This window comes from Thalassospira profundimaris WP0211 (genome assembly GCF_000300275.1).
Lineage (GTDB): Bacteria > Pseudomonadota > Alphaproteobacteria > Rhodospirillales > Thalassospiraceae > Thalassospira > Thalassospira profundimaris.
In genome coordinates, this window is record NZ_AMRN01000011.1 from 60752 (window position 1) to 79061 (window position 18310).

17 protein-coding genes are annotated in these 18310 nt (G+C 55.0%); 9 read left to right on the forward strand and 8 right to left on the reverse strand.

The window, feature by feature from the left end; translation table 11 throughout:
* The first annotated feature begins 105 nt into the window (after positions 1 to 105).
* From TH2_RS17960 to TH2_RS17990, 7 genes are all read left to right on the forward strand, one after another.
* Positions 106 to 1203 carry an ABC transporter ATP-binding protein gene (locus TH2_RS17960; RefSeq protein ID WP_008891866.1) on the forward strand — a complete coding sequence of 366 codons (1098 nt, stop codon included), beginning with the start codon at positions 106 to 108 and terminating at the stop codon, positions 1201 to 1203.
* 29 nt (positions 1204 to 1232) lie between these two features.
* Positions 1233 to 2609 (forward strand): aminotransferase family protein, encoded by a 1377-nt coding sequence (locus TH2_RS17965; RefSeq protein WP_008891867.1) that lies wholly within the window; start codon positions 1233 to 1235, stop codon positions 2607 to 2609.
* Positions 2606 to 3535, forward strand: a complete 930-nt coding sequence (kce, locus tag TH2_RS17970; RefSeq protein WP_008891868.1) for a 3,5-dioxohexanoate:acetyl-CoA acetone transferase — start codon at positions 2606 to 2608, stop codon at positions 3533 to 3535. The genes TH2_RS17965 and kce overlap by 4 nt, the downstream gene beginning before the upstream one ends.
* Before the next feature lie 56 nt (positions 3536 to 3591).
* A complete protein-coding gene (locus tag TH2_RS17975) occupies positions 3592 to 4635 on the forward strand; it encodes a histone deacetylase family protein (protein ID WP_008891869.1) in 1044 nt (347 codons plus the stop codon).
* Between the two features lie 11 nt (positions 4636 to 4646).
* Positions 4647 to 5792, forward strand: coding sequence for an NAD(P)/FAD-dependent oxidoreductase (locus TH2_RS17980; protein WP_008891870.1), 1146 nt, complete (start codon positions 4647 to 4649; stop codon positions 5790 to 5792).
* A gap of 32 nt (positions 5793 to 5824) precedes the next feature.
* Complete coding sequence (locus TH2_RS17985) at positions 5825 to 7111, forward strand: M20 family metallopeptidase (protein ID WP_008891871.1); 1287 nt, start codon at positions 5825 to 5827, stop codon at positions 7109 to 7111.
* Positions 7112 to 7420: 309 nt separating this feature from the next.
* Positions 7421 to 7768, forward strand: a complete 348-nt coding sequence (locus TH2_RS17990) for a RidA family protein (protein ID WP_008891872.1) — start codon at positions 7421 to 7423, stop codon at positions 7766 to 7768.
* 80 nt (positions 7769 to 7848) lie between these two features.
* Here TH2_RS17990 and TH2_RS17995 read toward each other — a convergent pair whose 3' ends face one another.
* Positions 7849 to 9081 (reverse strand): bifunctional alpha/beta hydrolase/OsmC family protein, encoded by a 1233-nt coding sequence (locus TH2_RS17995; protein ID WP_008891873.1) that lies wholly within the window; start codon positions 9079 to 9081, stop codon positions 7849 to 7851.
* Positions 9082 to 9181: 100 nt separating this feature from the next.
* Between TH2_RS17995 and TH2_RS18000 the strand changes: the two genes are divergently transcribed.
* The gene (locus TH2_RS18000) at positions 9182 to 9691 is read left to right on the forward strand and encodes a GNAT family N-acetyltransferase (protein ID WP_008891874.1); all 510 of its coding nucleotides are present in this window, start codon (positions 9182 to 9184) and stop codon (positions 9689 to 9691) included.
* A 56-nt stretch (positions 9692 to 9747) separates the two neighbouring features.
* Here the strand turns inward: TH2_RS18000 and TH2_RS18005 are convergent, their stop codons facing one another.
* From TH2_RS18005 to TH2_RS18035, 7 genes are all read right to left on the reverse strand, one after another.
* Positions 9748 to 10245: a thioesterase family protein gene (locus TH2_RS18005; RefSeq protein ID WP_008891875.1), complete on the reverse strand. Its 498-nt coding sequence runs from the start codon at positions 10243 to 10245 to the stop codon at positions 9748 to 9750.
* Positions 10242 to 11183, reverse strand: coding sequence for a bifunctional Delta(1)-pyrroline-2-carboxylate/Delta(1)-piperideine-2-carboxylate reductase (gene lhpI / locus TH2_RS18010; protein WP_008891876.1), 942 nt, complete (start codon positions 11181 to 11183; stop codon positions 10242 to 10244). The genes TH2_RS18005 and lhpI overlap by 4 nt, the downstream gene beginning before the upstream one ends.
* A 127-nt stretch (positions 11184 to 11310) precedes the next feature.
* The gene (locus TH2_RS18015; protein ID WP_008891877.1) at positions 11311 to 12162 is read right to left on the reverse strand and encodes an alpha/beta hydrolase; all 852 of its coding nucleotides are present in this window, start codon (positions 12160 to 12162) and stop codon (positions 11311 to 11313) included.
* A gap of 266 nt (positions 12163 to 12428) precedes the next feature.
* The gene (locus TH2_RS18020) at positions 12429 to 13898 is read right to left on the reverse strand and encodes a M81 family metallopeptidase (RefSeq protein WP_008891878.1); all 1470 of its coding nucleotides are present in this window, start codon (positions 13896 to 13898) and stop codon (positions 12429 to 12431) included.
* A gap of 87 nt (positions 13899 to 13985) precedes the next feature.
* Positions 13986 to 15041 (reverse strand): TRAP transporter substrate-binding protein, encoded by a 1056-nt coding sequence (locus tag TH2_RS18025; RefSeq protein ID WP_008891879.1) that lies wholly within the window; start codon positions 15039 to 15041, stop codon positions 13986 to 13988.
* A 97-nt stretch (positions 15042 to 15138) separates the two neighbouring features.
* Entirely contained in the window at positions 15139 to 16419 is a 1281-nt protein-coding gene (locus TH2_RS18030; protein ID WP_008891880.1) for a TRAP transporter large permease, read from the reverse strand.
* Positions 16416 to 16937 carry a TRAP transporter small permease gene (locus TH2_RS18035; RefSeq protein WP_008891881.1) on the reverse strand — a complete coding sequence of 174 codons (522 nt, stop codon included), beginning with the start codon at positions 16935 to 16937 and terminating at the stop codon, positions 16416 to 16418. Before TH2_RS18035 ends, TH2_RS18030 begins: the two co-directional genes overlap by 4 nt.
* A gap of 481 nt (positions 16938 to 17418) precedes the next feature.
* On the opposite strand from TH2_RS18035, the gene TH2_RS18040 reads away from it, so the two are divergent.
* Positions 17419 to 18303, forward strand: a complete 885-nt coding sequence (locus tag TH2_RS18040; protein WP_008891882.1) for a MurR/RpiR family transcriptional regulator — start codon at positions 17419 to 17421, stop codon at positions 18301 to 18303.
* Positions 18304 to 18310 lie beyond the last annotated feature (7 nt).

An 18310-nucleotide genomic window follows, 5' to 3' on the forward strand; every position in this document is an offset into this window, starting at 1 on the left:
GCCCCGCCTGCTTGCCTGAAACTGTGTCCTGGCCGTGCACAACCGGCCAGGACAGACTTGCCGCCTTATGTCGGGTGCGGCGCAATTCAGACAGGGTATTTAACAATGGCAGACAGACAAAACGCTGTTGAACTGCACAATGTCGTTAAACGGTTTGGGGAATTCACTGCCGTAAAACGCATTGATTTGACCGTCCCGGACAACAGCTTTGTAACTTTCCTGGGTCCGTCAGGTTGCGGCAAAACGACAACGCTGCGCATGATTGCGGGTCTGACCGATATTACCGAGGGGGATCTTCTGATCCGCGGTAAACGGGTTAACAGCCTGCCGATCCACAAGCGCAATCTTGGCCTTGTGTTTCAGAACTATGCCCTGTTCCCGCACAAGACGATTTTTGACAACATCGCCTTTGGCCTGAAATACCGCAAAGTTTCCAAGGCCAACATTGCTGATAAGGTCAACAAGGCGCTTGATCTTGTGCAATTGCCGCATGTCGCCGACCGTTATCCCAATCAGCTTTCCGGTGGCCAGCAGCAGCGCATTGCGCTGGCGCGTGCGATTGTGATTGAGCCGGATGTATTGCTGCTTGATGAACCGCTTTCAGCCCTTGATGCCAATCTGCGCGAAGAAATGCGGGTGGAGCTCAAACGCATCCAGCGCGAGCTTGGTGTTGCCACAGTATTCGTCACCCATGACCAGTCCGAGGCCCTTGCCATGTCCGACAAGCTGGTTGTCATGAATAATGGCTTTGTCGAACAGGAAGGCGCGCCCGAAGAAGTTTATAACAATCCGGCATCGGCCTTTGTTGCCGACTTCCTTGGTCATTCCAATATCATCCAAGCCAACCTTGGAAGCCCCGATGCCGCCTTTACCCAAGTGGCCCTTGAAAGTGGCGAGACATTGCTGACCACGGACGAGCAGACCGCCAAGGCAAAGAATTCAAAAGACGTTCGCGCCGTAATCCGGGCCGAGAAAATTGATCTGTCTGAAGAAAACCGCGCCACCGATGGCGTGATTTCAATCCCCGGCAAGGTCAAAACCGTTGACTATCTGGGCCAACAGGCCCGTTACTTTGTCGAGGCCAATGGCCGCGACTGGCAGGTCATCAACCCGATTGATGCCCACCCCCATAAGGAAGGGGCCGATATCTTCATGCATATCGCGGCCCGTAATTGTGTGTTGTTACCCGGCCATCAGGATTAATCCTCCGCCGGTTCAGGAGAGCCACCAGAATGACGCATGATCCCAAAAGCCCCGTCGGACATAACCGGGAATCCCGTCTGTTTTATCAAAGCCGGTCCCGCCGCCCGCTGATCGAACGATCAGAAGGCGTTTATATGTGGGATGTCGATGGCAAACGTTATATCGATGCGTCGAGTGGCGCCATGGTCAGCAATATCGGCCATAGCGACCCGCGCGTGATCGCCGCGATGACCAAGCAGCTTGAAAAGGCCAGCTTCGCCTATCGCCTGCATTTCGAAAATGACGCCGCCGAAGACCTTGCGATCCGCCTTGCCGACCGTGCACCGGGCGATCTTGAGCGCGTATTCTTTGTTTCCGGCGGGTCGGAGGCGGTTGAAAGCTGCATCAAGCTTGCCCGGCAATATGCACTGGCCAAGGGCCAGGCACAGCGCACAAAGATCATTTCACGCTTTCCGAGCTATCATGGCGCGACACTGGGTGCGCTTGCCATCACCGGCTATACGCCGATGCATGCGCCCTTTGCCCCGATGATGGTCGATCAGCCGAAAATTCCAGCCCCAACATGTTATCTGGATCGTGATGATCTGAGCGATCATGACCGTGGCATCAAATATGCCAACATGCTGGAAGCCGAAATCATCAAACAGGGCCCGGAAACAGTCCTTGGCTTCATTATGGAACCAGTCGGCGGGGCTGCCACTGGCGCACTGGTTGCCCCGGACAGTTACTATGGCCGTATCCGCGAGATTTGCGATCAATACGGCATTCTTCTGATCTATGACGAGGTCATGACGGGTGCCGGCCGAACCGGCAAGTATTTCGCCGCCGAGCATTGGGGCATCGTGCCCGATATCCTTGCCGTATCCAAGGGATTGGCCGCCGGTTATGCGCCGCTTGGTGCGATGATCGCACCGGACCGCATTGTCGGTCCGGTTCTTGATCACGGCGGGTTTATTCATGGCTACACCTATGCCGGGAACCCGTTGGCGTGCGCCGCGGGTAATGGCGTGCTTGATGTGATTGAAGAAGACAATCTGCTTGAAAATGCCTCGACCAATGGCGCGGCACTCAAGGATGAATTGACCAAAATGGCCGATGATTTCGCAATGATCGGCGATGTGCGCGGCAAGGGTTTGTTGCTGGCGATCGAATTGGTCAAGGACCGCGACAGCATGGAGCCGATTGATCCCAAACATATGGCAGCAGCGCGTCTGGTCGATATCGCCTATGACATGGGCCTGATCATTTACTGGCGCCGCACACGCGGCGGGTATCGCGGCGATCATGTCATGGTCTGCCCGCCCATGACGATTACCAAGGAACAGTTTGCCGATATCCTTGTGCCGCTGCGCAAGGCATTGAGCGAACTGCAAGACGAACTCGAAGTCGCAGGAGCCTTCGCATGAGCCGCAAAGTCATCATCACCTGTGCGATTACCGGATCGGTTCATACCCCGTCCATGAGCCCGCATTTGCCGGTCACACCCGATGAAATCGCAAGGCAGGCGATTGATGCTGCCGATGCCGGGGCATCGATCCTGCACCTTCATGCACGTGATCCCAAAACCGGTTATCCAAGCCCGGACCCGGATGTGTTCATGCAGTTCCTGCCAAAGATCAAGGCAGCGACCAATGCGGTGATCAATATTTCGACCGGTGGCGGCATGAACATGAATGTCCGTGACCGCATCCGGGCCGCACGCGAAGCCGCACCGGAAATGGCGTCGCTTAACATGGGCACGATGAATTTCGGCCTGTTCCCGGCCCTTGCCGGGCGCAGTGACTGGAAACATGACTGGGAACCGGAATTTCTTGAAAGCAGCCGTGACTTTGTTTTCAAGAACACGTTTTCAGACATCGAAACCATTCTGGCCGAACTGGGTGAGGCCAATGGCACCCGGTTCGAGTTTGAATGCTATGATGTCGGCCATCTTTATACCCTGGCGCATTTCGTTGATCGCGGCCTGATCAAGGGGCCGATCTTCATTCAGTTCGTGTTGGGTGTTCTGGGCGGCATTGGCGCCGATCCTGATAATCTGGCGCATCTGAAACGCACGGCCGACAAGCTGTTTGGTGATCAATATCAGTTTTCTGTTCTGGGTGCGGGACGCCATCAGATGCCGCTTGGCAGCATGTCGGCCGCAATGGGCGGTAATGTGCGGGTCGGGCTTGAAGACAACCTTTATATCAAGAAGGGCGAGCTTGCGCCGGACAACGCATCGCAAGTGCGCAAAATCCGCGAGGTGCTTGACGGGTTGTCGCTTGAAATCGCAACTCCGGACGAGGCGCGCGCAATCCTGGGTCTGAAAGGCGGCGACAAGGTCGCCTTCTGACAGCAGACCCGACAAAACCACCACCGTTTGACCACTTCATGTGAAAGGCGGCAGAGATGATGCATGCCTATTTCTCAGACGATCAGCTCCGCCATCATGGCAAGACCTTCATTGTCGCGGGCGAGAAAAAGCCGATCCCCGAAGTCCCCGAACGCGCAGAAATCCTGCGCGGTGCGGTCGGGCGTCTGGGTCTTGATCTTCATGCCCCCAGTGACGCCGGACTGGCCCCGATCGCCGCCATTCACGATGCGCAATATCTGAACTTCCTGCAGACCATTCACGATGAATGGCAGGATGTCGGGGGGGCGGAACAGGTTATTCCAAACATCCACCCGTTTGATCGCAACGGTCCCTACCCGCGTCATCCTGCCGGCAAGGCGGGCTTTCATCTTGGCGACACGTCCTGCCCGGTCTCGACCACCACATGGCATTCAGCCTATGCCAGTGCGCAAACCGCAATTGCCGCCGCCCGCCATGTGCGTGATCAGGGGGCCAAGACCGCCTATGCCCTGTGCCGTCCGCCGGGCCATCATGCCAGTAGCAATATTGCTGGCGGCTTTTGTTACCTGAACAACAGTGCGATTGCCGCCGAGGAGCTCCGCCGCAAATATGATCGGGTCGCGATCCTTGACGTCGATCTGCATCACGGCAACGGCACCCAGCATATTTTCTATGACCGGTCTGATGTCATGACCCTGTCGATCCATGCTGATCCGATGGATTTTTATCCGTTCTATTGGGGCCATGCCGGGGAAGCTGGCGCACAGGACGGGCTTGGCTTTAACCATAATCAGCCCCTGCCCCTTGGCAGCGGCGATAACGTATTCCTTGATGCGCTTGACCGGGCATTGGCAAGGATCGACGATTTCGCTGCGGATGCGGTTGTCATTGCGCTTGGCCTTGATGCATCACGCGATGATCCGTTTGGCGGATTGACGGTCAGCCCCGATGGTTTTGCCCGGATCGGCGAAAAAATTGGCACCCTTTCCTGCCCGACCGTTCTGGTGCAGGAAGGTGGTTATGTTAGTGAAACACTTGCAGAAAACCTTTATCAATTTATCAGCGGCTTTGGCGCGACCACCAAAACAAACCCGATTTAAGAAGGCCCCACATGACACATTCGGACATCCTGATCATCGGCGGCGGCATTGCCGGAATGTCAGCTGCATTCTTTTTGGCCAAGGCGGGTAAATCCGTCACGGTTCTCGAACGCGAAGACCAGCCGGGCTATCACAGCACCGGCCGGTCCGCAGCGCTTTATAGCGAAACATATGGCCCGAAGATCATCCGCAAGATGTCGACCGCCAGCCGGGCTTTCTTCATCACCCCGCCAGACGGGTTTACCGAAAACCCGATCCTGACCCCGCGCGGCATCATCATGACCGCCGCCCCCGGCGAAGAGGCCAAACTTGATGCCATCCTGACCGAGGGGCGCGCGAATGGTGCGAACTTTGTTGAACTGACGCCCGATGAACTTAAGGAAATTGTGCCAGTCATTCATACCGACCGGGTAGCCAAGGCGGCCTATGAGCCGGATGCCATGGATATTGACGTGCATGCGCTTCACTGGGGCTTTATCCGTCAATTCAAGGCGCTTGGCGGTTCGGTTGTTACCAAGGCCGATGTCAGCGCGATTGGCAAGGCAGACGGCAAGTGGCAGGTCACGCTGGCCAAGGGCGATGTTTATACCGGCGATATCGTCGTCAATGCGGCGGGGGCTTGGGCGGACGAGATCGCGACCAAGGCCGGGATCAAGCCGCTTGGCATCGTGCCCAAACGCCGCACGGCGGTGATGGTGGATGTCCCAACTGACGTAAAGCCACATGGCTGGCCGTTGGTCGCATGCCTCGACGAAACGCTTTATTTCAAGGAAGACGCGGGTCGCTTGCTGGTGTCGCCGGCCGACACCACACCGACCGAACCCCATGACGTGCAGCCCGAAGAACTTGATATCGCGATTACCATTGATCGCCTGATGACGGCCACCAGCATCGAGGTCCGCCGTCCGGGTGAAAGCTGGGCCGGGTTGCGCAGCTTCTTTGCCGATGGCGATCCGGTATCAAGCTTTGATCCGGCAGATGACAGTTTCTATTGGCTGGCCGGTCAAGGGGGTTACGGCATCCAGACCGCACCGGCGATGGGTGAATATGCGGCAAGCATCATCACGGGCATGGGCGTCCCGCCACAGATGGAAAAGCTTGGCATTACCACCGATGCGCTTTCGGCCACCCGCCCCACCCTTGTTAGCGGCAAGTAATCATCGGCCTCGACCGAGCAGGAGAAAGACCAATGAGCCATTTTGATCGTGCAGCCTTGCGCGAAGCTGTTTCAAAGCGCACCCAAAGTGCGATTGATGATTTGTGCGCGCTGGTGCGCCATGACAGCCTGCTTGGCAACGAGGCATCTGCACAAGGTTGGATTGCCGACAAGTTTGCCGCGATGGGGCTCGATGTCGAGCGGGTCAAGATTGACATCAGCGCCTTACGCGATCAGCCGGGCTTTTCACCGCCGGTGATTGACGGCTATGACGGGCGTGAAAACGTTGTTGGCCTGCATCGCCCGCAAAACCCGACGGGACGCAGCCTGATCCTCAATGGTCATATGGATGTCGTACCGACCGGACCGGCCGAACAATGGCGGTTTGGGCCCTTTACCCCGCATGTCGAGGATGACTGGATTTACGGGCGTGGTGCGGGCGATATGAAGGCCGGGATCATTGCCTATTGCCAGGCACTTCAGGCGCTACACGATATCGGCCTTGAACCGGCTGCCGCCGTCACCCTGCAATCAGTGATCGAGGAAGAATGTACCGGCAACGGGGCGCTGGCCTGCCTGCATGCAGGATACAAGGCCGATTGCGCCATCATTCCCGAACCGTTTAACCAGACCCTGATGACGGCCCAGCTTGGTGTCATGTGGTTCCAGATCCATGTCTCGGGAAGTCCGGCGCATGTTCTTGATACCTCGGCGGGCAGTAACGCGATTGAGGCGGCCTTTGGGTTCTTTGAAACGTTAAAGGAAGTTGAGGAAATCTGGAACCACCCGACCCATCGTCATGCGGCCTTTGGTGCGCATGTCCATCCGGTGAACTTCAATCTGGGCAAGATTGAAGGCGGTGAATGGGCGTCCACCGTGCCGCCGGTTTGCACCGCTGATATCCGTGTTGGTTTCTATCCGGGCATGGAGCTTGAAAAGGTGCGCGAAACCATTGAGGCCGTGAAGCAAAGCGCGCTTGATAACCACCCGGCTTGCAAAGGGGCCAAGATCGAGATCACCTATCGCGGTTTTCAGGCCGAAGGTTGCGAGATGGATATCAATCATCCGATGATGTCGATGATTGGCGACATTCATCAGGAAGTCACCGGCAAGGAGATCAGAAACCTGGCCTCGACCGCGACAACCGATGCGCGCTTTTTCCAGATTTATGGCAATATCCCGGCCACCTGTTATGGCCCGAAGGCCGAACGTATTCACGGGATTGATGAACGGGTTTCGATTGCGTCGATGATGGAAGTCACCGAGGTTCTTGCCCTGTTCATTGCCGACTGGTGCGGCGTACAAAAGCGTGCTAGCTAGGGTCGAAACTCGTTCACATGACCGATCCGGCAACTGATATGAGAGAAAAAGCTAGGAAAATGCCGCAGATCGGGGTGATCCCAGGTCAAGGGATTTGACGCAGAGGCTTTCTCTCATATCAGGTGGCCTTTGGATCACCCGGATTTGCACGGGCTATTTTGTCGCAAAACCTTGAAAGATGTATATCTTCCTGCGGTTTTGCTTCGCATATCCGCACAAATCCGGGCGACCGGAACGATTATGTGAACGAGTTTCGACCCTACATCTCAATTCGAATAATATATCCAATGCTTTAACAAGGAGCGTTTCATGAGCATCCAGCGTCTTCACACCGGCCCGCGTATGAGCCAGGCCGTTGTCCATGGCAACACCATCTATCTGGCTGGCCAGGTTGGTAACCCCGATAGCGACATCACCAACCAGACCAAGGAATGCCTTGAAAAGGTTGATGCGCTTCTGGCCGAATGCGGTTCGAGCAAAGAAAACATCCTGTCGACCACTGTCTGGCTTGCCGACATGAAAGACTTTGCGGCAATGAACGCCGTTTGGGATGCATGGGTCCCGCAGGGTCACACCCCGGGTCGTGCCTGCGGCGAAGCAAAGCTTGCCACCCCGGATTACCTGGTTGAGTTCATTGTGATTGCGGCCAAGCCGTAAGTCACTTTGACACGAACAAAAAAACGCCTGACACGGAAAACCGGTCAGGCGTTTTTTTGTTTGTGCAGAAATCTGGCGGACTAAACCCGATCTTCGCGCGTGACGATCAATGATGTCGCCTCAAGCGTTCTGTGCACCGGGCACTTATCGGCAATCTCGATCAAACGTTTCCGGGTGGCATCATCCAGATCGCCGGTGAACCGGATGATGCGTTCGAAACGGTCGATCTTGCCGCCTTTTGCCGAATGCTGTTCGCCGCATTCCGCGCAATCATCGGCATGGACTTTTTGATGCAGGACTTCAGCACGGATGGAATCAATCGGGATGCCCTTGTGATCGGCATACATCCGGATCGTCATCACCGTACAACTGCCAAGGGCGGTTGAAAGATAATCATAGGGCGACGGTCCACTATCGAGCCCGCCAACCTTTTCCGGCTCGTCGGCCAGCAAGCGATGCTTGCCCGCCATGACCATCGACTGGAACTTGCCAAGACCGGTTTCACGAACAATCACACCTTCGCCGATATCCGGTTTTGCCGATTTGCCTGCCGGCAGATATCGCTTTGCCCATGCGGCAATTACGGATGCGGCGTACTGCGCATCATCAGGATCGCTCAGCAAATGGTCGGCTTGATCAAGCGAGACAAAGCTTTTGGGATGCTTGGCCGCATCAAAAATCTTGCCGGCATTTTCAATCCCGACAGTCTGATCAAGCGGCGCATGCAAGACCAGAAGCGCCTTTTTCATCTTTGCCACCTGCGTTGGCAGATCATATCCACCAAGGTCATCAACGAACTGCTTGCGAATGACAAAAGGCCGCCCGCCAAGGCAAACTTCGGCCTCGCCCTTTTCGCGGATTTCATCAAGATGATCGGCAAAGTTATGGGTCACGTGATGGACATCTGCCGGTGCGCCGATGGTTGCAACCGCCGTTGCCTCCTTGATGCGATCGGCCACCGCCAGAACCGCTGCTCCGCCAAGTGAATGTCCGATCAGAAGTTTGGGGGCCTCAAACGCGTCACGCAGGAAATCGACCGCACGTTCAAGATCATCAAGGTTGGATGTAAAGTTGGTCGAGGCGAAATCACCGCCCGATCCACCCAGCCCGGTAAAATCAAACCGCAGGACACCGATGCCCTCAATCGTCAGCGCCTCGGCAATTTTGCGGGCGGCAATCAGATCCTTGGTACAGGTAAAACAATGGGCAAACAGCGCATAGGCCTTGACCGGCCCGGTTGGCAGGTCCAGCCGTGCGGCCAGTTCGGCACCATGGGCCCCTTCAAATGTCACCTTGATCGGTTTTCCGGGCATTGTCATTCTCCTGACCTTTGAGGGGTGAAATCAAACTGCTATTTCAGATAGTCCCCGATAATATCCTTCTTGATGCCACCGTAACACGGACAGTTCAGTGATGATCGTTCAAACCGAACGCACAATTTTGCGAGAAGCCACGCATGACGACGCCCCGTTCATTCTTCAGCTGCTGAATGAGCCCGGATGGCTTCGGTTTATCGGCGATCGTAACATTCATGACCTTCAGGCGGCGCGGGATTATATCGATCTGCGTTTTCGCGAAAACCATGACAAGCTTGGCTTTGGGATGTGCGTTGCACTGGAAAAACAAGGCCAAAGCCCGATTGGCCTGATCGGCTTTGTAAAGCGTGACACGCTTGATGCACCTGATATCGGCTATGCCGTGACCGAGGCCCATCAGGGCAAGGGTTATGCCTATGAAGTCAGTTCGGCACTAATCAATCATGGCTGGCATCATTACGGGTTTGACAAGATTTATGGCTATTGCCTGCCTGACAATGTCGCGTCTGTTCGGATGCTTGAAAAGCTTGGCCTGACTTATCTGCGTGATCAGGATGTCAATCAGTCTGGCGAAATGTGCAGGCTTTATATAGCAACCCGACCCTAATCCAGATTCAGCACACCAAAACAAAACCCCGCGATCTGATGATGCGGGGTTTTTGATTATTTGCGACGAATGCCGATCTTGCGACCAACCCCGGACGGGATGGGTAAATTGGCATGCGCGTCCTTGATCTTGTTTAGTGTTTCCATGATGTCATCGGGGAACGGGGCCGAACGCCGTCCCTTCATGTTGATATGCATGGTGATGATTTCATTGGTCGCGGCCAGCCAGCCTTCAGTGCCATGGCGCATTTCATGATACATGTGAATGCGTTTCTGATCGCAATCCAGAACACGGGTATGGATCACGTATGGATCATCCTGATGAATTTCGCGATCATAGGTCACGTGCATTTCAAGGCCGAAGGTCGATCCGCCGCGCCGTTCGGGATAGGTATATCCCATCCCCACCGCATCAAGAAACGCCATCGATCCCAGATCAAACGCCACCACGTAATAGCCGACATTCATATGGCCGTTGAAATCAATCCATTCGGGTTTGATATGCCCGCGAAAGGCTTCAAGTGGCTCAGACGCAAACAGATCGGTGCTGATCATTTTTCGACGGCCTTTACGACCGCGACCGCTGCGACGAAGTCTTCAAGCGAATGGCCAACTGATTTGAATACCGTGCATTCGCTATCCGTCTCGCGGCCCTTGACCTGCCCGCGGGTCAGGCCGAACAGATCGCCGATGATGTCGGATTTCGCAATCGCCCCGCTGTTGATGGCCTGAACGACGTCGCCGCCTTCGGCGCTGGCCCCTTCGAAGCTATCGACATAGATGCGGCACTTTTGCATGACCTCATCATCGGTTTCACGCATGGTCGGTTTGAACGCGCCGACCAGATCGACGTGCGTCCCTTCACGCAACCAGTCGCCATGCACCAGCGGCTCGGTCGAAAGCGTCGCGCATGAAATCAGATCGGCCGTCTTGCACGCCGCTTCCAGATCATCGGTGCCCTTGGCATTAAAGCCGAGCTCGGCAATCTCGGTCGCGAGTTTTGCGGCCTTTTCAGGATTGCGGTTCCAGATCGTGACATTCTTGATCGGGCGAACTGATGCATGTGCCTTGATCAATTGTGGGGCCATCGCCCCCGACCCGACCATGACCATGTCGCTGGTATCCTTGCGCGCCAGATAGTCACATGCCAATGCGGATGCGGCAGCTGTACGGCGCGTGGTCAGTTTGGTGCCATCAATGACGGCGGATGGCTGGCCGGTAACGGCATCTAGCAAAACATAGGTGCCCGAAACAGCCGGAAGATTGCGCGCCGAATTGCCCGGCACGACGGCGGCGATTTTAACACCGGCTGCACCATCCTTTTGCCAGGCTGGCATGATCAGGAAGGTTGCGTCATCCTCGTTACTGCGTTCCATGTTGAAATGACTGCGCAGGGGTGCTTCGCAGCCTTGTTCGAACCCGTCGCGAAGGGCTTCGACCAGATCACGGGGCGAGACGAATTTTTCGATATCTTCGGCAGTAATGAAACGCATGGGCCTTCCTGTATAAGCATTTTTGTTTTCAGTGCGGTAGCGGTCATATTTTATACCACGTCGCAGCCCGCACGTCACAGGAAGACCAGCAGTTTTTTATGCTGTTTTGAAGGAATTTCAGCGCGATTTACGGCAACAAAAACCGTTTGAGCGTGCCAAACAGGGATCCGGTGCCAAGGAACACTTCTTCAAGCACGGTAAAGTGGTTGGCACCCCATGCCTTGTAGACAGAAACCTTAAGCCCGGCACTGCCGCAATAAGCACCATAGGCATCGCTTTGGCGGACAAATTCGGGGCTTTCATTGCCGCCGACGACCACCATCAAACGCGCATCAAGCGGCACGCCATCAAGCATTGGTGAATTGTCGGCAGCTGATGCTTCGTCAAGGCGGACATCATCATTGATCGTCGTGTGCCGGATCGGTTCAAGATCAAAAACACCGGAAATCGGCACAATGGCCTCAAACGGCATCGCATCGCCAAGCGTTTCGGCCCAATCATGAGTGGCAAGGCGGGCGACGATCTGACCACCCGCCGAATGGCCCGAAATCGAAATCCGGTCTCGGTCGCCGTTAAATTCTTCGATATGCTGATAGATATAGGCAATCGCGCGCACGGCTTCTTCGGTGATGTCGGCCACGGTTACATCCGGGCACAGGTCATAATTCGGGCAGATGACCGTAAACCCGGCCGCCACCAGATCACGCGCGACAAAGGCATAATCCTTCTTGTCCTGACTGCGCCAATAACCACCATGGAAAAACACATGCACCGGTGCGCCGGGATCGGATGCCATGAAGATATCCATGGTTTCCTTGGGCCCGTCGCCATAGCGCACATCAATCTTGCCGCCAAGCTGGGCACGGGTTTCGTCGGACAGCTTCACGAACCGTTCAAAATGGGTCATGAAGTCCGGCACGGTTTCGCGCGGATTATATTGCCATTCAAGCTCTGCTGCTGTGAAACCGCCCCAAGCCATCGGAACCTCATTATTTTCGGTGAAAACGATCTCGCCCGGTTCAATCTTTCTTTAATTTCGGATTGTTTGCAAACACTTCGCAAAATAGATGGTGCTTTTAACCGAACTCACCAACGCGTACCGATCGCTGCCGCATAAAAAAGAGCCATGACCGGGCGTTAAACCCAATCATGGCCCCAATCCTTGACCAGTCTTTCGCAGGGAGACTTTTAACGGCTCGAATGTGTGGCTTTTGAACCGCTTGCGACTGGCACAAGGTAAACTTTCTAACCGGCCTTCTTTTCGAACGGATCTTCGACAATCGGCCACAGGGCGCGGGTCAAATGGCGATATCCGTTCGTTTTCGGGTCGGACGGGTATGGTCCGTGCACATCGACATAAATGATCTCGCCCGCGATCTTGGCAAACGAGTCATAAAAATGGTTCGTCGATTTGATGAACAGGTATTTCTTCGATACCGGGTCGATACCCATGTTGGAAAACAGGCTGGGATCAAAGCTTTGCGACCGGTTGGTATTGAGGATCACCTCCCCCCCGTCGGGCAGGATGATCACGGCGCAATCACCAAGCGGAACGATGCTTTCACCGAAATACTGCCAGGCATCGCGTTTCAAGGTTTTGACCCGGACCTCGGCATCAATCGGTGCACCGGCATGCGCACCGGTTTTCCCGCCAAAACGCAGGGGTAAAACCGCACCTTCGCCCGCCGAAAAACAGGTCCGTACGGCCATCGGATCCCAAAGGGTGCCAAAGGCATAATCGTTAAGCCCGCGTTCGATCACGGCACGCAGCAAAATGGTGCTATCGCCCGGAACACCACCGCCCGGATTATCCCAGACATCGGTCAGGACAATCGGTTTGGCATCGGATGCCAGCGCCTGATCAAGCGCATCTTCGGGTTTGGCAAAATCAGGCCGGGTGGCCCCACGGAAACCAAACAACTCAACCCCCAGGTTTCGTGCTATCTGCCTGGCTTCCGCAGGGTTATCGTTGGTGGTGACAATCACCTTGGCCCCAAGGTCGGGCACGTCACCGGCCATAAATCCGTGAATGAAAGATACTGACAGGATATTGCCTGTTCCTTCCATTGCCTTTGCCCGGTCAATGAACGATCGCATCGGTTCGCGCGAGGTCGGCAGGACCTCGATCATATGGCAGTCAAAAACTTCCTTGGTCGGTTTGATTTCGCCGCGCAATGTGCGCAATACAAGATCAACAACAGCCCGCCCGGTTTCAACAAAATCGGTATGCGGGAATTCCTTGAAGGCGACAATAATGTCAGCGTTATCAATGCGTTTCGCAGTCAAATGACTGTGCGGATCGAAGCTTGTGCCGATCACGACATCAGGGCCGACAAGCGCACGAATGCGCGCAATCAGATCACCTTCGCAATCAAGGTAATCCTGGGCCACCATCGCCCCATGCAGACCAAGGATCACGCCATCGACCGGCATGGCCGCACGCAATTGGCCAAGCACCTCGTCGCGCAACTGTTCATAAGTTTGACGGTTGACCAACCCGCCCGGTTCGGCCCAGGTGGCGGTGCCTTCAACCAGATCCCAGCCTTCCTTGGCGGCACGCAGGCGGCCTTCGGTAAAGACGGCACTGCACAGTGTCGGGGTGACCGGATGCTGGCCCGGCGGGGCATAAAAGCTTTCCTGAAAATCGGAAAAATCAGTGCGCAAAGGTGAAAATGTATTGGTCTCGGTTGCAATCGAGGCGCAAAAAATCCGCATGGCCCGTGCCTTTGTTATTGGTCTTTTGATATCAGCTAAAGAATTCCGAAGGGGCGAGAACCCCGCCCCTTCGGCAATTGGAATGGGTTATTCCATGTAGCGGTTGGCGTTGGCCTTCTCGACTTCTTCCTTGAACAGGTTCAGAAGTTTGACGCCTTCATCGCCAAGGCTTTCCTGAACGTGTTTGACCACGACCGGCTGGGTTGCCTCTTTGAACTTTTCACGGTCTTCAGCCGACAGCGCGGTGATTTCCATTTTGTCCTTTAGACCGGCAAGACCACGATCAGATGCCTCGATCACACGCGAAACACCACGGCTTGCAACGACGCAAGACTGTGCAGCGTAACGGATGATTTTCTGCTGATCGGCGGTCAGGTCATCCCAGAATGCCTTCGACAGCATCATGGTGTAAGGCGAGAACAGGTGGTTGGTCAGGGTCAAATACCCCTGAACTTCGTTGAACTTGGCAAAGGTCACGGTCGGAACCGGGTTCATCTGGCCATCGATCACACCGGTCTGAAGACCGGCGTAAACTTCGCCCCAGGCCATCGGATATGCTTCAGCACCAAGGGCCTGCATGATTTTCTGATGGGATGGCAGCGACATGGTACGAATGCGGATACCCTTGAAATCTTCAAGCGTTGCAATCGAATGCTGCGAGTTGGTCACAGCAAAGAACCCGCCAGTATCCGGGAAGCCAAGAACCTTCACATCACCAAGCGTATCCTCGATATCGCTTGCAAGGGTCTCGCCAAACGGACCATCAAACACATCATAGGTCGATGCGTTGCTATCAAACGCAAAGGCAAGGTTCAGAACGTCGATGCGCGGATAGTAAGATGCCAGCGCACCGGTCGAGGTCAGCGTACCCTGGATCAGGCCATCACGGACCATCTGAACATGTTCGGCAGCCGAACCAAGCTGGTTTGACGGATAAACTTCGACTTCGATTTCACCGTTGGTGTCGGCTTCGACGATGTTGGCGAAAACAGCCGTGCAGGCATGTGCCGGGTTTTCAAACGGATCGGTCTTGTTGTCGTGCGCGAATTTAAGAACCTTCGGCTCGGCGAATGCCATCGAGGTGCTGCCCATCAGCATCGCGGTTGCAAGGGCGGCTGCGCCCAAACGCTTTACGGTTTTCATTTCTACCTCTCCTTGATTTAACGACTTTATGTGTCCGGCGTTATTGTGGTGTGCGCCCCGGCCCGGACCTGACCGGGGCTATATTCATCCCGATGACCTAGCGGAAACCCAGCAATCGCGGTATCACGAGGGCAAGGTCCGACCAGAAGGCAAACAGGAACAGCACGCCCAGTTCGGCCAAAAGGAACGGCCAAAGTTGTGCGGCAATCTTTTCAAGCTTTTCACCAGTGACGGATGACAGAACAAACAGACAGGCCCCGACAGGCGGCGTCATCAGCGAGATGTTAAGCGCCAGGATAAAGATGATCCCAGCATGGATCGGGTCCATGCCGATCTGAACGGTCAGCGGCACCAGAACCGGGGCCAGAATGATCAGGATGGCGTTGATATCCATCACCATGCCGATCATCAAAAGCAGACCGACAATCATGAAAATCACGATGTAGGGATTTTCTGAAACACCCAGAACCATGCTGGCGACTTCTTGCGGGATGCGGTTGAAGCTCAGCCACCAGCCAAGGATCGATGCAAAGGCAATGATGACAAAGATCACCCCGGTCACACGTGCCGTGCGCACCAGCATCCTGAAGAAATCAGCAAAACTGAGCGCGCGGTAAACAAACACACCAATGAACAGGGCATAGGCCACGGCAACCGAAGCGGCTTCTGTCGGGGTGACGATCCCGCCAAGGATACCGCCCAGAATGATCAATGGCATGATCAGTGCGGTGATCGATGATTTGAAAATCTTCCAGACTTCCAGAAGCGACGCACGGCGTTCATTCTTTGGCAGGTTCTTGGACCGTGCGGTGACCGCAATCACCGTCATGCAGATCAGACAGATCATAAGTCCCGGCAGGATACCGGCGGCAAACAGACCACCGATCGAGACGCCCATCAGTGATCCATAGACAACCATCAAACCCGATGGCGGAATGGTCGGGCCAATGATCGATCCGGCGGCAGTCACCGCGCAGGCATAATCGCGGCGATATCCGCGTTCGACCATGGCAGGTACCAACGTCTTGCCAAAGGCCGCGGCATCAGCCGTTGCCGCCCCGGTCAAACCGGCAAAGAAAACAGATGCCAGCATGTTGGTATGCGCCAACCCGCCCCGCATATGTCCGACGAGTGCCTGGGCGAATTTCACCAACCGGCTGGTAATGCCGATATGGTTCATAATTTCGCCGGCCAGAATAAAGAACGGCATGGCAAGGAACGGGAAGACATTCAGCCCGTTAAAGACCTTGCTTGGACCCTGGGACAAAAACATCCCCCCGCCCATGTCAAACAGGCCAACAACGCCTGCGACACCCAGGGCAAAGCCAATCGGCATGCCCAGAACCATCAGAACGACAAAGATAATGGCGACGATCATTCTGCGCCCTCCGCAAGATCAACCGGGACAAAACGGCCCTGATCACGCAAGGCAACGAGGAGGAGCTGAATGGCGGCAAGCAATGCCGAAACCGGCACGGCCGCATAAGGCAGTGCCAGTGACATGCCGAAAATCATTGCCTGACGGCGCATACCGCCTTGGGCGAAATCAAATCCATAGATCGCAAGGTAAAGGAAGGCTGCCAACGCAATCAGATCCACCAGAAACAGGATTGTGCGCTGGATCGGCATCGGCAGGCTTAGAACAAACATGCCAATCCCGATATGTTCGCGCCGCGCAATCCCGGCCGAGATCGCCAGAAGTGCCGCCCAGATCATCAGATAGCGCGCCAGTTCTTCCGGCCATGGCAGTTGCCAATGAAATAAGTATCGGTCAACGACACCCAGCCAGACGTCCAGAACAAGAACAAGCATCAGAACCGCTATGATGCGTTCAACCACCCAATTCAGGCACCGGCTTGCGGTTGCGGCTGTGGTTTCAATACGGCGTAAAGCCATCTCCGCCAAACTCTCCACTGATCAAATGTTATGTAATTTTTCTACATACTGAGGTCCATTTTGTAGTTTGTCTACATTATTTATCTCCAAATCTTCACATTTTTGCTCTTAAACTGACTTTTAAACTGCTATAAGTAGCTTAACTACATTATAGGATTTCGCAGTGCCCCTGTTTCGTCCAGACTTTCAAGCAGGAAATTCGCCAATTGGATCAAGGATTAAGACGTCCAAGATCCCGACAAACCAAAGCCCGAAACAGCAACTTCGCCGTCTCGTGCATTGAATAACTACATGGTCGATTTCGACCGGGTTAATGTCGGGCAAAACGAGGATATTTGATGTGAGAAAACACGCATGCGGGGTACTGAGATGACGCTTAAATTGAAATTGTGGCTATCGCCTGCAAACGGAAATAATGTTAGTTCCCAATAATGTGTCGGTTTTGACACACCAAACCAGATAGACGGATCAGGTCGATTCCATGCAACAAACCGCCGACATCATCAGCCTGCTGCGCAGCCAGTCCGGCAAATTTCCGAACCGCGAACAACTGGTCGCGGACTATGTCAGCGCACATCTGGAAGATGTCACAACCATCGCCCTGTCCGATCTGGCGAAAAATGTCGGGGTCAGCGAACCCACCGTCATTCGGTTTTGCCGCACATTGGGGTGCGACGGGTTCCGCGATTTTAAAATCCGATTGGCGCAAAACCTTGCCGTCAGCATTCAGTATCTGACATCCGAAGACATTTCAGACGACACAACCGCCGCAGATGTTCTGTCAAACCATGTGCTGGGTGTGATCATTGATAACCTGCGCCTGCTGCGCGATCAGTTATCGTCTGATCAAATTGATCAGGCTGCCGACATTCTGGTCAAGGCACGTCAGGTGGCGTTTTTCGGGGTTGGGGGTGGATCGACCACTGTGGCGTTTGATGCCGCAAACCGCTTTTTCCGACTGGGAATACCGGCGCAATCGCAAAGTGACGGCTATTTGCAGCGGATGCTGGCCTCGACCTTCGGCGCAGAGGACGTAATATTCGCGATTTCCACAAGCGGTCGCCCGACGGAAATCATCCATTCCGCTGCCATTGCGCGCCAATATGGTGCCAAGGTCATCTCATTGACCAACCCTGACAGTCCGCTTGCCGCTGAAAGTGACTTGGTAATATCAATCAATATGCCGGAAAACCCCGACATCTATAAACCAACCGCCACACGCCATGCGTTTCTGGCAACGATTGATGTCATCGCGACGGCCGTGGCAAGACGCATGCCCGATCAGGCCAAGGAAAAGCTGCGACGCATTCGTTCGTCGCTGCTGACGGTTAATCCCCCAACCGGGCACCAACCCATCGGTGACTAAGCTAAGG

What these genes read in the sequence shown, in the direction of transcription:
- TH2_RS17960 (WP_008891866.1), top strand. Translation starts at nt 106, where the DNA reads ATGGCAGACAGACAAAACGCTGTTGAACTGCACAATGTCGTTAAACGG.
- TH2_RS17965 (WP_008891867.1), top strand. Translation starts at nt 1,233, where the DNA reads ATGACGCATGATCCCAAAAGCCCCGTCGGACATAACCGGGAATCCCGT.
- kce (WP_008891868.1), top strand. Translation starts at nt 2,606, where the DNA reads ATGAGCCGCAAAGTCATCATCACCTGTGCGATTACCGGATCGGTTCAT.
- TH2_RS17975 (WP_008891869.1), top strand. Translation starts at nt 3,592, where the DNA reads ATGATGCATGCCTATTTCTCAGACGATCAGCTCCGCCATCATGGCAAG.
- TH2_RS17980 (WP_008891870.1), top strand. Translation starts at nt 4,647, where the DNA reads ATGACACATTCGGACATCCTGATCATCGGCGGCGGCATTGCCGGAATG.
- TH2_RS17985 (WP_008891871.1), top strand. Translation starts at nt 5,825, where the DNA reads ATGAGCCATTTTGATCGTGCAGCCTTGCGCGAAGCTGTTTCAAAGCGC.
- TH2_RS17990 (WP_008891872.1), top strand. Translation starts at nt 7,421, where the DNA reads ATGAGCATCCAGCGTCTTCACACCGGCCCGCGTATGAGCCAGGCCGTT.
- TH2_RS17995 (WP_008891873.1), bottom strand. Translation starts at nt 9,081, where the DNA reads ATGCCCGGAAAACCGATCAAGGTGACATTTGAAGGGGCCCATGGTGCC.
- TH2_RS18000 (WP_008891874.1), top strand. Translation starts at nt 9,182, where the DNA reads ATGATCGTTCAAACCGAACGCACAATTTTGCGAGAAGCCACGCATGAC.
- TH2_RS18005 (WP_008891875.1), bottom strand. Translation starts at nt 10,245, where the DNA reads ATGATCAGCACCGATCTGTTTGCGTCTGAGCCACTTGAAGCCTTTCGC.
- lhpI (WP_008891876.1), bottom strand. Translation starts at nt 11,183, where the DNA reads ATGCGTTTCATTACTGCCGAAGATATCGAAAAATTCGTCTCGCCCCGT.
- TH2_RS18015 (WP_008891877.1), bottom strand. Translation starts at nt 12,162, where the DNA reads ATGGCTTGGGGCGGTTTCACAGCAGCAGAGCTTGAATGGCAATATAAT.
- TH2_RS18020 (WP_008891878.1), bottom strand. Translation starts at nt 13,898, where the DNA reads ATGCGGATTTTTTGCGCCTCGATTGCAACCGAGACCAATACATTTTCA.
- TH2_RS18025 (WP_008891879.1), bottom strand. Translation starts at nt 15,041, where the DNA reads ATGAAAACCGTAAAGCGTTTGGGCGCAGCCGCCCTTGCAACCGCGATG.
- TH2_RS18030 (WP_008891880.1), bottom strand. Translation starts at nt 16,419, where the DNA reads ATGATCGTCGCCATTATCTTTGTCGTTCTGATGGTTCTGGGCATGCCG.
- TH2_RS18035 (WP_008891881.1), bottom strand. Translation starts at nt 16,937, where the DNA reads ATGGCTTTACGCCGTATTGAAACCACAGCCGCAACCGCAAGCCGGTGC.
- TH2_RS18040 (WP_008891882.1), top strand. Translation starts at nt 17,419, where the DNA reads ATGCAACAAACCGCCGACATCATCAGCCTGCTGCGCAGCCAGTCCGGC.